A 12,707-nucleotide genomic window follows, 5' to 3' on the forward strand; every position below is an offset into this window, starting at 1 on the left:
ACACGGTTATCGCAAAAATTTCATTCCGTCAGGCTTGACGTGTGACCTGTAAAGACAATAGTTAATACAGGGCCATAAGCCCTAAAAACCTCTTCCTGAACAATGATAAAAATCGCCGAATTCGGCTCTCTCTGGAGTCGCTTTGATGATAAAAAAAATCAGTGGTCGCCATGCTGTTTCTGGCCTGGTGGGGATTTCAGCCTGTCTGCTTTCTGGTCACTCAGCATTTGCCTGGCAACAGGAATATATCGTTTCAGACCCGCAAAGTAATACGGCGGAACGCTATACATGGGATGCGGATCACCAACCGCGTTATGACGATATCCTGGCGGAGCGCATCCAGTCTTCGCAAAATGCGCCGGGGCTGGCTCTGAATCTGCCCTCTGGCTCGACCTCCGCGGGGGCGATGAGCGTCGGCTGGAATTTTCCGCTGGCGGGTCATGTCACGACCGGCCCGGTGGTGGCATGGCGTTATGACGGCACCACGCCGATGATGATTAATGAGTTTGGTGATAGCGTGACAACCCAGGCGCTGACCGATCCCCTGTGGCATGCCAGCGTGAGTACGCTAGGCTGGCGCGTGGATACGCAATATGGCGAACTTCGTCCCTGGGCGCAGATTAGCTATAACCAGCAGTATGGTGAAAATCAGTGGAAATCCCAGTTCGGGATGCCGCAAACGCCTGCCCCGGCTCAAAATGGCAACTGGATGGATGTCACCGTAGGCACCGATATTCCTTTCACCTCGCACATGGCGGCGTATGCTTCCTTAGCGCAGGGGGAGGACAGCACGACGGGAGAGCAGTTTTTGTACACGCTGGGCGTAAGTGCAAATTTCTAACGTTGTTACTATTTTAAACGTCACGTTAACATCTTGAATACAATAACCGTGGGGGTTGTAGCGATAGCGAGCACTAACATTCTGTCGCTTCATTCCCCGGCAAGGTCGTTCATTCCCGATTCCAGGCATTTCATTCCGTTTCTCCTGCATCTCATGCCGTTTTCCCCCAGCTGGATCAGGGTTTTGTTTATCGTTGTCCTCAGCAAATTCCCTTACTTTCTCTTGCAGGACAACTGCCATGAATACATCTTCCTACAATCGTACACGCTGGCTGACGCTCTTTGGCACCATCGTCACCCAGTTTGCGTTGGGCTCGGTCTATACCTGGAGCCTGTTTAACAGTGCCCTTTCCGACAAGCTCGGTGCGCCGATCAGTCAGGTGGCGTTCTCTTTCGGTTTGCTAAGCCTTGGGCTGGCGCTGTCCTCTTCGGTTGCGGGCAAATTGCAGGAGCGGTTCGGCGTGAAACGCGTCACGATGGCCTCGGGGATCCTGCTGGGATTGGGCTTTTTCCTGACGGCGTATTCAAACAACCTGATGATGCTCTGGCTGAGCGCCGGGGTACTGGTCGGTCTGGCGGACGGTGCGGGTTATCTGCTGACCCTGTCAAACTGCGTCAAATGGTTCCCGGAGCGTAAAGGGCTAATCTCCGCGTTTGCCATCGGTTCTTATGGCCTGGGCAGCCTCGGATTTAAATTTATCGACTCTCATCTGCTGGCGTCGGTTGGCCTCGAAAAAACCTTCATGATTTGGGGGGCTATCGTCCTGGTGATGATCCTGTTTGGCGCGACCCTGATGAAAGACGCACCGCAGCAGGAAGTGAAAACCGTTAACGGCGTGGTGGAGAATGACTTCACCCTGGCTCAATCCATGCGTAAACCCCAGTACTGGATGCTGGCGGTGATGTTCCTGACGGCCTGCATGAGTGGCCTGTATGTGATTGGTGTGGCGAAAGATATCGCGCAGGGCATGGTTAAACTGGATGCCATGACGGCGGCAAACGCGGTGACCGTGATCTCTATCGCTAACCTGTCTGGTCGTCTGGTGCTGGGTATCCTGTCCGACAAGATTGCCCGTATCCGCGTGATTACCCTTGGACAGGTGGTTTCACTGGTGGGTATGGCGGCTCTGCTGTTTGCGCCCCTGAATGAAGCGACTTTCTTTGCTGCGATTGCCTGCGTGGCCTTTAACTTCGGCGGCACCATCACGGTGTTCCCGTCACTGGTGAGCGAGTTCTTTGGTCTGAACAACCTGGCGAAAAATTACGGCGTGATTTACTTAGGCTTTGGCATCGGCAGCATTTGCGGCTCGTTAATTGCCTCGCTGTTCGGCGGATTCTATGTCACCTTCTGCGTAATATTCGCCCTGTTGATTATTTCACTGGCCCTGTCGACGACGATTCGGCAGCCGCAGCGCGAAGTGTTTAATGAAGCACATGCCTGAAGATAAGACAAACGGCCGGGTTTCCGGCCTTTTTCTTGTCTGAAAACCGGAACTTAAGTGATATCGTCTGTTTAAGGACTTTCTTTTTTGTAAAAAACTGTACCGATCACACTCTCTGTTGCCACTTTTCCGCTTCCCTGTGGTCTACTTACCACGCTTGTAGACGTTTCTTATAACGATTCCCTGAGCGAATATCTAAGCTGTCCATTTTTTAGTGAAGTGGACGGCGGTACTGTCCCTTTTTCCGGGTAGCTTGCATGAAATACATTAAATCGATGGCGCAACAAAAGCTCTGCTTTTTGCTGGCGTTGTACATCGGCCTTTTTATGAATGGCGCAGTTTTTTTCCGTCGGTTTGACGGTTACGCGCAAGATTTCACCGTCTGGAAAGGAATTGCAGCGGTTGTCGAATTGGTCGCTGCAGTACTGGTTACCTTCTTTTTATTACGTATTCTGACACTGTTTGGTCGCCGCGTGTGGCGTGTGCTGGCAACGTTCATCGTGCTTTGCTCAGCCGGTGCCAGCTATTACATGACATTTATGAACGTCGTCATAGGATATGGCATTATTGCTTCCGTCATGACGACAGATATAGACCTTTCTAAAGAAGTCGTTGGGTTGCATTTTATCCTCTGGCTGGTAGCGGTAAGTGCTTTGCCGCTGTTGCTCATCTGGAGTAACCGCTGCCGTTATACGCTTGTGCACCAGATCCGCACGCCAGGTAAACGCCTCAGAAGTGTCGCACTGGTACTGCTGGCAGGTCTCATGGTCTGGGGGCCGATTCGCTTGCTTGAAGTCAAGCAGAGAAGTGATGAACGCACCTCTGGCGTGGATATGCCAAGCTACGGTGGTGTAGTCGCAAACTCTTACCTGCCTTCTAACTGGATCTCTGCTCTGGGGTTATATGCATGGGCGCAGGTGGACGAATCTTCTGATAACAAATCGCTTATGAACCCGGCGAAGAAGTTTACTTATGTAGCGCCGAAAGATATCGACGATACCTATGTCGTCTTTATCATTGGCGAAACGACGCGCTGGGATCATATGGGTATTCTAGGTTATGACCGTGATACCACGCCTGAATTGGCTCAGGAGAAAAACCTGATTGCCTATCGCGGCTACTCCTGTGATACCGCCACCAAGCTCTCCTTACGCTGCATGTTTGTTCGTGAAGGGGGGGCGAGCGATAATCCGCAGCGTACCTTGAAAGAACAGAATGTGTTTTCTGTGCTTCATCAACTCGGGTTTAGCGCTGACCTCTACGCTATGCAAAGCGAGATGTGGTTCTACAGCAACACCATGGCGAAGAACATCGCTTACCGTGAGCAAATTGGTGCGGAGCCGCGAAATCGTGGCAAGGCTGTCGATGATATGCTGCTGATCGATGAGATGAAAAACTCTCTTAATGGCAACCCGGATGGCAAGCATATGATCATCCTGCATACCAAAGGGTCTCACTATAACTATACCCAGCGTTATCCTCGCAGCTTTGCGAAATGGACGCCGGAATGTGTTGGCGTTGACAAAGACTGTACCAAAGAGCAGTTAATTAACTCTTACGACAACTCAGTGTTGTATGTGGATCATTTTATCGATTCGGTGATTGACCAGGTACGGGATAAGAAAGCGATCGTGTTCTATGCGGCTGACCATGGTGAATCCATCAATGATTATGAGCATCTGCACGGTACGCCACGCAAGATGGCACCACCAGAACAGTTCCGCGTGCCGATGATGGTGTGGATGTCTGATAAATATCTGGAAGATCCAGAGAAAGCCAAAATGTTTGCTCATCTGAAACAGCAGGCAGAAATTAAGGTACCGCGCCGTCACGTTGAGTTGTACGACACCATCATGGGTTGCCTGGGTTATACCTCTCCGGACGGGGGGATTAACGAAAATAACAACTGGTGCAAACTGCCTGAAAGCAGCCAGAAAGCCGCGCAGTAGCTTGCCTGGCGAGTTTATCGCCAGTTGGATGGCTTTTTTAAATTAAGGGATTGACGGGGGCGCACCTCAGCAGTAAGATGCGCTCCGCATTCGGCGAGTAGCGCAGCTTGGTAGCGCAACTGGTTTGGGACCAGTGGGTCGGAGGTTCGAATCCTCTCTCGCCGACCACATTCAAAAAAGGGCTAACCGCAAGGTTAGCCTTTTTGCATTAACGCTTTATTCGTCCAGATTAGCCAAAACACCTCTTAGTCCTGCTTCTTCCTGCCTGTTCGTGATTTTGTGACATAATCCATTGTATTTTTTTATATATAGATTGATCTTTTTTCGCGTTGCTTATGGATAACCTCAGCATTTTTCGCTGTGCGTTTTAACGTTCGCGGTATTTAGTGCTCAGATAATCACCGTTCTGCAAGAAAATTTACCCATTCTGAATAAAAGTTAATCACTGATTGTTGCGAAATATGAAGATATTTGTGCTGCAACATGACGAGTAGCATAAATTTCCCTGCTGAAAACTGGCGTACATAGTTTTTTTAATCTTTGTTTGCGGTTTCTCACACTCAGCGTAAATCCCCGTCACCTGTATTGACGTTTTCACATTCTGTTGACAGATTGTAGGGCACGAGGGGCATTTCAGGGACGATCTACGCTGCAACTCCAACGCTCTTCTGAAAGGATTCTCCATCCCTTATAACGCCTTCGGGCATCACCGACCGGACCGGGTAAAAAATAAATAAAGGTCAGGCGGCGTAACACAACAAAGCAAAACATCACATTGGAGCAGAATAATGAGTATTTCCTTGAAGAAGTCAGGGATGCTGAAGCTTGGTCTGAGCCTGGTGGCTATGACCGTGGCAGCAAGCGTACAGGCAAAAACCCTGGTTTACTGTTCTGAAGGCTCGCCGGAAGGCTTTAACCCACAGCTCTTTACCTCTGGTACGACTTACGACGCAAGCTCTGTGCCGATCTATAACCGCCTGGTTGAATTCAAAACCGGCACCACGGAAGTGATTCCTGGCCTGGCGGAGAAGTGGGACGTCAGCGAAGACGGTAAAACCTATACCTTCCACCTGCGCCAGGGCGTGAAGTGGCAGGACAGCAAAGAATTCAAACCAACGCGCGACTTCAACGCCGATGATGTTGTGTTCTCCTTCGATCGTCAGAAAAACGCTCAGAACCCGTACCACAAAGTGTCCGGCGGTAGCTATGAGTACTTCGAAGGGATGGGTCTGCCAGACCTGATCGCTGAAGTGAAAAAAGTGGACGATAAAACCGTTCAGTTCGTGCTGACTCGCCCGGAAGCGCCATTCCTGGCGGACCTGGCCATGGACTTCGCCTCTATCCTCTCTAAAGAGTACGCGGACAACATGCTGAAAGCCGGCACGCCGGAAAAAGTGGACCTGAACCCAATCGGTACCGGTCCGTTCCAGCTGCTGCAGTACCAGAAAGACTCCCGTATTCTGTACAAAGCGTTCCCGGGCTACTGGGGTACCAAACCACAGATCGATCGTCTGGTCTTCTCCATCACGCCTGACGCGTCTGTGCGTTACGCAAAACTGCAGAAAAACGAATGCCAGGTTATGCCATACCCGAACCCGGCTGATATCGCCCGCATGAAGCAGGACAAGAATATCAACCTGATGGAGCAGGCTGGCCTGAACGTGGGCTATCTCTCTTTCAACACCGAGAAGAAACCGTTTGATGACGTGAAAGTGCGTCAGGCGCTGACCTATGCGGTGAACAAAGAAGCGATCATCAAGGCCGTTTACCAGGGCGCCGGCGTTGCGGCTAAAAACCTGATCCCGCCAACCATGTGGGGCTATAACGATGACGTTAAAGACTACACCTACGATCCAGAGAAAGCGAAAGCGCTGCTGAAGGAAGCAGGGCAGGATAAAGGCTTTACCGTTGAACTGTGGGCGATGCCGGTACAGCGTCCGTACAACCCGAACGCACGCCGTATGGCTGAAATGGTTCAGGCTGACTGGGCGAAAATCGGCGTTCAGGCCAAGATTGTTACCTACGAGTGGGGCGAGTATCTGAAGCGCGCCAAAGCGGGTGAGCATCAGGCAGTGATGATGGGCTGGACCGGTGACAACGGGGATCCGGACAATTTCTTCGCCACCCTCTTCAGCTGTGCGGCGGCAAAAGACGGCTCTAACTACTCTCGCTGGTGTTACAAGCCGTTTGAAGACCTGATCCAGCCGGCACGTGCCACCGACGATCACAACAAACGTATTGAACTCTACAAGCAGGCACAGGTTGTTATGCACGATCAGGCTCCGGCTCTGATTGTTGCTCACTCCACCGTGTACGAGCCAGTGCGCAAAGAAGTGAAAGGCTACGTGGTTGATCCGCTGGGCAAACACCACTTCGAAAACGTATCTATCGAATAATCAGTAGGGTGTTCTCCCTCTCCCACAGGGAGAGGGCAGGGGTGAGGGGCGTGCCATGCTTGCCCTCACCCTAACCCTCTCCAGCGGGAGAGGGAATTTACATTTGTGAGCAATACAGACGCCACGCCACTGGTCGTGCGTCTTCAGAGAGAATCCGGGTTATGTTGCAGTTCATCCTCCGACGTCTGGGACTTGTCATCCCCACGTTTATCGGTATCACCCTTCTCACTTTTGCCTTCGTCCATATGATCCCCGGCGACCCGGTAATGATTATGGCGGGCGAGCGTGGTATTTCCCCTGAACGTCATGCGCAGCTGCTGGCTGAACTCGGCCTCGATAAGCCGATGTGGCAGCAGTACCTCCACTATATCTGGGGCGTTATGCATGGTGACTTAGGGATTTCACTGAAAAGCCGTCTTCCGGTGTGGGACGAGTTCGTGCCGCGTTTTAAAGCGACACTGGAGCTTGGCATCTGCGCCATGATTTTTGCCACTGCGGTGGGTATCCCTGTCGGGGTGCTGGCTGCCGTTAAACGTGGCTCTATTTTTGACCATACCGCCGTGGGCCTGGCGCTGACCGGCTACTCCATGCCGATCTTCTGGTGGGGCATGATGCTGATTATGCTGGTCTCGGTGCAGCTTAACCTGACGCCGGTCTCCGGACGCGTCAGCGATATGGTCTTCCTCGATGATTCCAACCCGCTGACCGGCTTTATGCTGATTGATACGGCGATATGGGGCGAAGAGGGCAACTTTATTGATGCGGTCGCGCATATGATCCTGCCGGCAATGGTGCTTGGCACTATCCCTCTGGCGGTAATCGTGCGTATGACCCGTTCGTCAATGCTGGAAGTGCTGGGCGAGGATTATATTCGTACCGCGCGTGCCAAGGGCCTGACGCGTATGCGAGTCATCATCGTTCATGCGCTGCGTAACGCCATGCTGCCGGTGGTGACCGTTATCGGTCTGCAGGTGGGTACGCTGCTGGCAGGGGCGATCCTGACCGAAACCATCTTCTCCTGGCCGGGCCTTGGCCGCTGGCTGATTGACGCGCTGCAACGCCGTGACTATCCGGTCGTGCAGGGCGGTGTATTGCTGGTCGCGACGATGATTATTCTCGTCAACCTGCTGGTCGATTTGCTGTACGGCGTGGTGAACCCGCGTATTCGTCATAAGAAGTAAGGGGCCATCATGTCACACGTTTCTGAAAATAAAGTGGTTGCTGCACCGGTTCCAATGACGCCGCTGCAGGAATTCTGGCACTACTTCAAGCGTAATAAAGGCGCGGTAGTGGGGCTGGTCTATGTCTCTGTCATGATCCTGATTGCCGTGTTTGCAAACGTGCTTGCACCGTATAACCCGGCCGATCAGTTCCGTGACGCGCTGCTGGCCCCCCCTGCATGGCAGGACGGCGGGAGCCTGGCTCACCTGTTGGGTACCGATGATGTGGGTCGCGACGTGTTGTCGCGTCTGATGTACGGCGCGCGTTTGTCGCTGCTGGTGGGCTGCCTGGTGGTGGTGCTGTCCCTGATCATGGGGATCATCCTCGGCCTGGTTGCGGGTTATTTTGGCGGCATTGTTGATAACATCATCATGCGTATCGTCGACATCATGCTGGCGCTGCCAAGCCTGCTGCTGGCCCTGGTGCTGGTGGCGATATTTGGCCCGTCGATCGGTAACGCCGCGCTTGCGCTGACCTTCGTGGCACTCCCTCACTACGTGCGTTTAACCCGTGCGGCAGTGCTGGTGGAAGTGAACCGCGACTACGTCACCGCGTCCCGCGTGGCCGGTGCCGGTGCGATGCGCCAGATGTTCGTCAATATCTTCCCGAACTGCCTTGCGCCGCTGATTGTTCAGGCGTCGCTCGGCTTCTCTAACGCCATTCTTGATATGGCCGCTCTTGGCTTCCTGGGCATGGGTGCGCAGCCGCCAACACCGGAGTGGGGCACGATGCTCTCCGACGTGTTGCAGTTCGCACAAAGCGCCTGGTGGGTTGTCACCTTCCCGGGTCTGGCAATTCTGCTGACGGTGCTGGCATTTAACCTGATGGGTGATGGTCTGCGCGATGCCCTTGATCCCAAACTGAAGCAGTAAGAGGCACGAGATGGCGTTATTAAATGTAGATAAATTATCGGTGCACTTCGGCGATGAAGGCACCCCGTTTCGCGCCGTGGACCGCATCAGCTACAGCGTAAATCAGGGCGAAGTGGTTGGCATTGTTGGGGAATCCGGTTCCGGTAAGTCCGTAAGCTCACTGGCGATTATGGGGCTGATCGATTATCCGGGCCGCGTGATGGCGGAAAACCTGCAGTTCAATGGTCAGGATCTGAAGCGCATTTCCGAGAAACAGCGCCGCCAGCTGGTGGGCGCGGAAGTGGCGATGATCTTCCAGGACCCGATGACCAGCCTGAACCCCTGCTACACCGTGGGCTTCCAGATTATGGAGGCGATCAAGGTCCACCAGGGCGGTAACAAGAAAACCCGTCGTCAGCGGGCGATCGACCTGCTGAACCAGGTGGGGATCCCTGACCCGGCATCGCGCCTTGATGTCTACCCGCATCAGCTTTCTGGCGGGATGAGTCAGCGTGTGATGATCGCGATGGCAATTGCCTGTCGGCCAAAACTGCTGATTGCCGATGAGCCGACCACAGCGCTGGACGTGACCATCCAGGCGCAAATCATCGAGCTGCTGCTGGAACTGCAGCAGAAAGAGAACATGGCGCTGGTGCTGATTACGCACGACCTGGCGCTGGTGGCTGAAGCAGCACACAAAATCATCGTGATGTATGCAGGGCAGGTGGTGGAGACCGGAAGTTCGCATGATATCTTCCGCGCACCGCGTCATCCGTATACTCAGGCGCTTTTACGTGCGCTGCCGGAGTTTGCCCAGGATAAAGCGCGTCTGGCGTCGCTGCCGGGTGTGGTACCAGGTAAATATGACCGTCCGCAGGGCTGCCTGCTGAATCCGCGTTGCCCGTATGCGACGGATAAATGCCGTGCAGAAGAACCTGAGCTGAACCAGCTGGCTGACGGTCGTCAGTCGAAATGCCACTACCCACTCGATGATGCCGGGAGGCCAACACTATGAGTACGCAACAGGCCACCACGCAACAACCGCTGTTGCAGGCTATCGACCTGAAAAAACACTACCCGGTGAAGAAGGGGATTTTTGCCCCTGAGCGCCTGGTGAAAGCGCTGGATGGCGTCTCCTTTACCCTCGAACGCGGTAAAACGCTGGCGGTGGTCGGGGAGTCGGGCTGCGGCAAATCAACCTTAGGCCGTCTGCTGACGATGATTGAAACGCCTACCGGCGGCGAGCTCTATTATCAGGGACAGGATCTGCTCAAGCACGATCCGCAGGCGCAGAAGCTGCGTCGCCAGAAAATCCAGATTGTGTTCCAGAACCCGTACGGTTCATTGAACCCGCGCAAGAAAGTGGGGCAGATTCTGGAAGAGCCGCTGCTGATTAACAGTAATCTCAGCAAAGAGCAGCGTCGTGAAAAAGCGCTGGCGATGATGGCGAAAGTCGGCCTGAAAACCGAGCATTACGATCGCTACCCGCATATGTTCTCTGGCGGCCAGCGCCAGCGTATCGCCATCGCCCGTGGCCTGATGCTCGACCCGGATGTCGTGATTGCCGATGAACCGGTCTCAGCGCTCGACGTTTCCGTGCGCGCACAGGTGCTGAATCTGATGATGGATCTGCAGCAGGAGCTGGGGCTGTCTTACGTATTTATCTCCCACGACCTGTCGGTGGTAGAGCATATCGCTGATGAAGTGATGGTGATGTATCTGGGGCGCTGCGTGGAGAAGGGGACGAAAGATCAGATCTTTAATAACCCTCGCCACCCGTACACCCAGGCGCTGCTCTCTGCGACACCGCGCCTGAACCCGGACGATCGTCGCGAGCGTATTAAGCTGACCGGTGAACTGCCAAGTCCGCTGAATCCACCCCCGGGATGTGCATTCAACGCCCGTTGCAGTCGCCGCTTTGGCCCTTGCACCCAGCTACAGCCGCAGCTGAAAGATTATCGCGGTCAGCTGGTCGCCTGCTTTGCGGTCGATCAGGATGAAAACGGCGAAAAGCCGCAGGCGTAAACAAAAAAACCGGCGTTAAGCCGGTTTTTTTATGTCTGCTAACCTATTTCCGCAAACGAATCTGGTCGACAGCGTGTTTCTCGCTCTTGGTGAGGATCAGGCTCGCCCGCTCGCGGGTAGGGAGAATGTTCTCTTTCAGGTTTACGTAGTTGATCTCGTTCCACAGGCCTGTCGCCACCTTCACCGCCTCTTCTTCAGAAAGTTGGGCGTAGTGATGGAAATAGGAGTCCGGGTCGGTGAACGCCCCTTCGCGGAACTTCAGGAAGCGGTTGATATACCAGCTTTGCAGCAAATCTTCCGGTGCATCGACATAAATAGAGAAATCGACGAAGTCAGAGACAAACACGTGATGCGGATCGTGAGGATAATCCATCCCGCTTTGCAGCACATTTAACCCTTCCAGAATCAGAATGTCTGGCTGCACCACCGTTTTGTCTCCGCCCGGAATGCGATCGTAGATCAGGTGCGAATAGACCGGCGCCGTGACGTTAGGCACGCCGGATTTCAGGTCAGAGACAAATTTCACCAGACGGTGCATGTCATAAGAGAGCGGGAAGCCCTTCTTCTTCATCAGCCCGCGTTCTTTTAACACCTCATTGGGGTGCAGAAAGCCGTCGGTGGTGATCAACTCCACGCTGCGGTGTTCTGGCCAGCGGCTCAGGAGAGCCTGCAAGACACGCGCGGTTGTGCTTTTACCTACCGCCACGCTGCCAGCAATACTGATGATATAAGGAATGCGTTGACCATTGGTTCCAAGGAACTGCTCCAGCACCGCCTGACGGCGCAGGTTGGAACTGATATAGAAGTTAAGCAAGCGTGAGAGGGGGAGATAAATTTCTGCCACTTCTTCCAGGGACAGATCTTCGTTTATCCCTTTTAACCGTGCGATTTCACCTTCCGTCAGCGTCATAGGGACGGAATCACGCAGGGCAGCCCACTGGCTGCGGTTAAAGTGAAGATAAGGCGTCATTAACGTTTGCTCTTTTTTGCTCATAAGCATGCTTCAGTGAGCCAGCATCACACTGCCGGATCATGGCTCATCACACAGTTAATTTTGGACAATGGGCAGGAGGTTAACACCAGATGACAGGAATAATAAGAAAAAAGATGGAAAGCGCTGCGTTACGCGGAAGCCGTCACGCTACGGTGTATGCGATGCAATTCGCTCATATATGTTGAATATTTGACCGTGAATGACTACTTTTACAGCGCTTGATGCGTGGTTAGCATAAAATGTGAGCGAAAGAACGTTTTATGCAAATTTTTAGTTGCATGACCGCGCAGGTATCCATAGAATGCGCGCTACTTGATGCCGACTTAGCTCAGTAGGTAGAGCAACTGACTTGTAATCAGTAGGTCACCAGTTCGATTCCGGTAGTCGGCACCATCAAGTCCGGTGGGGTTCCCGAGCGGCCAAAGGGAGCAGACTGTAAATCTGCCGTCACAGACTTCGAAGGTTCGAATCCTTCCCCCACCACCACTTTCTGGCAGCGTAAATGCCGCCGGAGCTGGTTTAAAAGCTGAATCAGCTCGAACTTAAAAAGAGAGAAATCTCTTTTTTTGTTACAGAAAGAACTGGGTAGCCGAGTTTCAGGATGCGGGCATCGTATAATGGCTATTACCTCAGCCTTCCAAGCTGATGATGCGGGTTCGATTCCCGCTGCCCGCTCCAATACGTGCTGATATGGCTCAGTTGGTAGAGCGCACCCTTGGTAAGGGTGAGGTCCCCAGTTCGACTCTGGGTATCAGCACCACTTCACTTCTCCTTCCCGTTTCTCTCTGTTTCAATTTTACTTGATTCAACAGTTCAGGCATTTCGCCTGGTTGATGTGGTGATATCACCGATTTATCCGTGTCTTAGAGGGACAATCGATGTCTAAAGAAAAGTTTGAACGTACAAAACCGCACGTTAACGTCGGTACTATCGGCCACGTTGACCATGGTAAAACAACGCTGACCGCTGCAATCACTACCGTTCTGGCA

Annotated in this window: 10 protein-coding genes and 5 tRNA genes; 14 read left to right on the forward strand and 1 reads right to left on the reverse strand. The window is 53.2% G+C overall.

What is annotated here, in order from left to right:
- The first annotated feature begins 142 nt into the window (after positions 1-142).
- From VF709_RS15190 to dppF, 9 genes are all read left to right on the forward strand, one after another.
- On the forward strand, positions 143-841 hold the full coding sequence (locus VF709_RS15190; RefSeq protein WP_023620076.1) for an autotransporter domain-containing protein: 699 nt from the start codon (positions 143-145) through the stop codon (positions 839-841).
- Between the two features lie 238 nt (positions 842-1,079).
- Positions 1,080-2,282, forward strand: a complete 1,203-nt coding sequence (locus VF709_RS15195; RefSeq protein WP_029882721.1) for an L-lactate MFS transporter — start codon at positions 1,080-1,082, stop codon at positions 2,280-2,282.
- 257 nt (positions 2,283-2,539) lie between these two features.
- Positions 2,540-4,231 carry a kdo(2)-lipid A phosphoethanolamine 7''-transferase gene (eptB, locus tag VF709_RS15200; protein WP_020686552.1) on the forward strand — a complete coding sequence of 564 codons (1,692 nt, stop codon included), beginning with the start codon at positions 2,540-2,542 and terminating at the stop codon, positions 4,229-4,231.
- A 91-nt stretch (positions 4,232-4,322) separates the two neighbouring features.
- Positions 4,323-4,399, forward strand: a tRNA-Pro gene (locus tag VF709_RS15205).
- Between the two features lie 620 nt (positions 4,400-5,019).
- Positions 5,020-6,627: a dipeptide ABC transporter periplasmic-binding protein DppA gene (gene dppA / locus VF709_RS15210; RefSeq protein ID WP_038418419.1), complete on the forward strand. Its 1,608-nt coding sequence runs from the start codon at positions 5,020-5,022 to the stop codon at positions 6,625-6,627.
- Between the two features lie 161 nt (positions 6,628-6,788).
- On the forward strand, positions 6,789-7,808 hold the full coding sequence (gene dppB, locus VF709_RS15215) for a dipeptide ABC transporter permease DppB (RefSeq protein WP_014830232.1): 1,020 nt from the start codon (positions 6,789-6,791) through the stop codon (positions 7,806-7,808).
- 9 nt (positions 7,809-7,817) lie between these two features.
- Positions 7,818-8,720, forward strand: coding sequence for a dipeptide ABC transporter permease DppC (gene dppC, locus VF709_RS15220; RefSeq protein WP_020684504.1), 903 nt, complete (start codon positions 7,818-7,820; stop codon positions 8,718-8,720).
- 10 nt (positions 8,721-8,730) lie between these two features.
- On the forward strand, positions 8,731-9,714 hold the full coding sequence (dppD, locus tag VF709_RS15225) for a dipeptide ABC transporter ATP-binding protein (protein WP_013094994.1): 984 nt from the start codon (positions 8,731-8,733) through the stop codon (positions 9,712-9,714).
- Positions 9,711-10,724 (forward strand): dipeptide ABC transporter ATP-binding subunit DppF, encoded by a 1,014-nt coding sequence (gene dppF / locus VF709_RS15230; protein WP_014830234.1) that lies wholly within the window; start codon positions 9,711-9,713, stop codon positions 10,722-10,724. The genes dppD and dppF overlap by 4 nt, the downstream gene beginning before the upstream one ends.
- Positions 10,725-10,767: 43 nt before the next feature.
- On the opposite strand, the gene coaA is transcribed toward dppF, so the two are convergent.
- On the reverse strand, positions 10,768-11,718 hold the full coding sequence (coaA, locus tag VF709_RS15235) for a type I pantothenate kinase (protein ID WP_013094996.1): 951 nt from the start codon (positions 11,716-11,718) through the stop codon (positions 10,768-10,770).
- 317 nt (positions 11,719-12,035) lie between these two features.
- On the opposite strand from coaA, the gene VF709_RS15240 reads away from it, so the two are divergent.
- The 5 genes from VF709_RS15240 to VF709_RS15260 form a co-directional block, all read left to right on the forward strand.
- Positions 12,036-12,111, forward strand: a tRNA-Thr gene (locus VF709_RS15240).
- 8 nt (positions 12,112-12,119) lie between these two features.
- Positions 12,120-12,204: transfer RNA gene (locus VF709_RS15245), tRNA-Tyr, on the forward strand.
- 117 nt (positions 12,205-12,321) lie between these two features.
- A tRNA-Gly gene (locus VF709_RS15250) sits at positions 12,322-12,396 on the forward strand.
- A gap of 6 nt (positions 12,397-12,402) precedes the next feature.
- Positions 12,403-12,478: transfer RNA gene (locus VF709_RS15255), tRNA-Thr, on the forward strand.
- A gap of 118 nt (positions 12,479-12,596) precedes the next feature.
- A partial coding sequence (locus tag VF709_RS15260) for a GTP-binding protein (RefSeq protein ID WP_001336758.1) occupies positions 12,597-12,707 on the forward strand: 111 nt, incomplete at its 3' end.

The sequence above is a fragment of the Enterobacter sp. Lyrl_3 genome (assembly GCF_051948675.1).
Classification (GTDB): Bacteria; Pseudomonadota; Gammaproteobacteria; order Enterobacterales; family Enterobacteriaceae; genus Enterobacter; species Enterobacter cloacae.

Excerpts from the sequence above, each read along its gene's own strand:
- VF709_RS15195 (WP_029882721.1), top strand. The coding sequence starts at position 1,080 with ATGAATACATCTTCCTACAATCGTACACGCTGGCTGACGCTCTTTGGC.
- dppF (WP_014830234.1), top strand. The coding sequence starts at position 9,711 with ATGAGTACGCAACAGGCCACCACGCAACAACCGCTGTTGCAGGCTATC.
- dppA (WP_038418419.1), top strand. The coding sequence starts at position 5,020 with ATGAGTATTTCCTTGAAGAAGTCAGGGATGCTGAAGCTTGGTCTGAGC.
- dppB (WP_014830232.1), top strand. The coding sequence starts at position 6,789 with ATGTTGCAGTTCATCCTCCGACGTCTGGGACTTGTCATCCCCACGTTT.
- dppD (WP_013094994.1), top strand. The coding sequence starts at position 8,731 with ATGGCGTTATTAAATGTAGATAAATTATCGGTGCACTTCGGCGATGAA.
- eptB (WP_020686552.1), top strand. The coding sequence starts at position 2,540 with ATGAAATACATTAAATCGATGGCGCAACAAAAGCTCTGCTTTTTGCTG.
- coaA (WP_013094996.1), bottom strand. The coding sequence starts at position 11,718 with ATGAGCAAAAAAGAGCAAACGTTAATGACGCCTTATCTTCACTTTAAC.
- dppC (WP_020684504.1), top strand. The coding sequence starts at position 7,818 with ATGTCACACGTTTCTGAAAATAAAGTGGTTGCTGCACCGGTTCCAATG.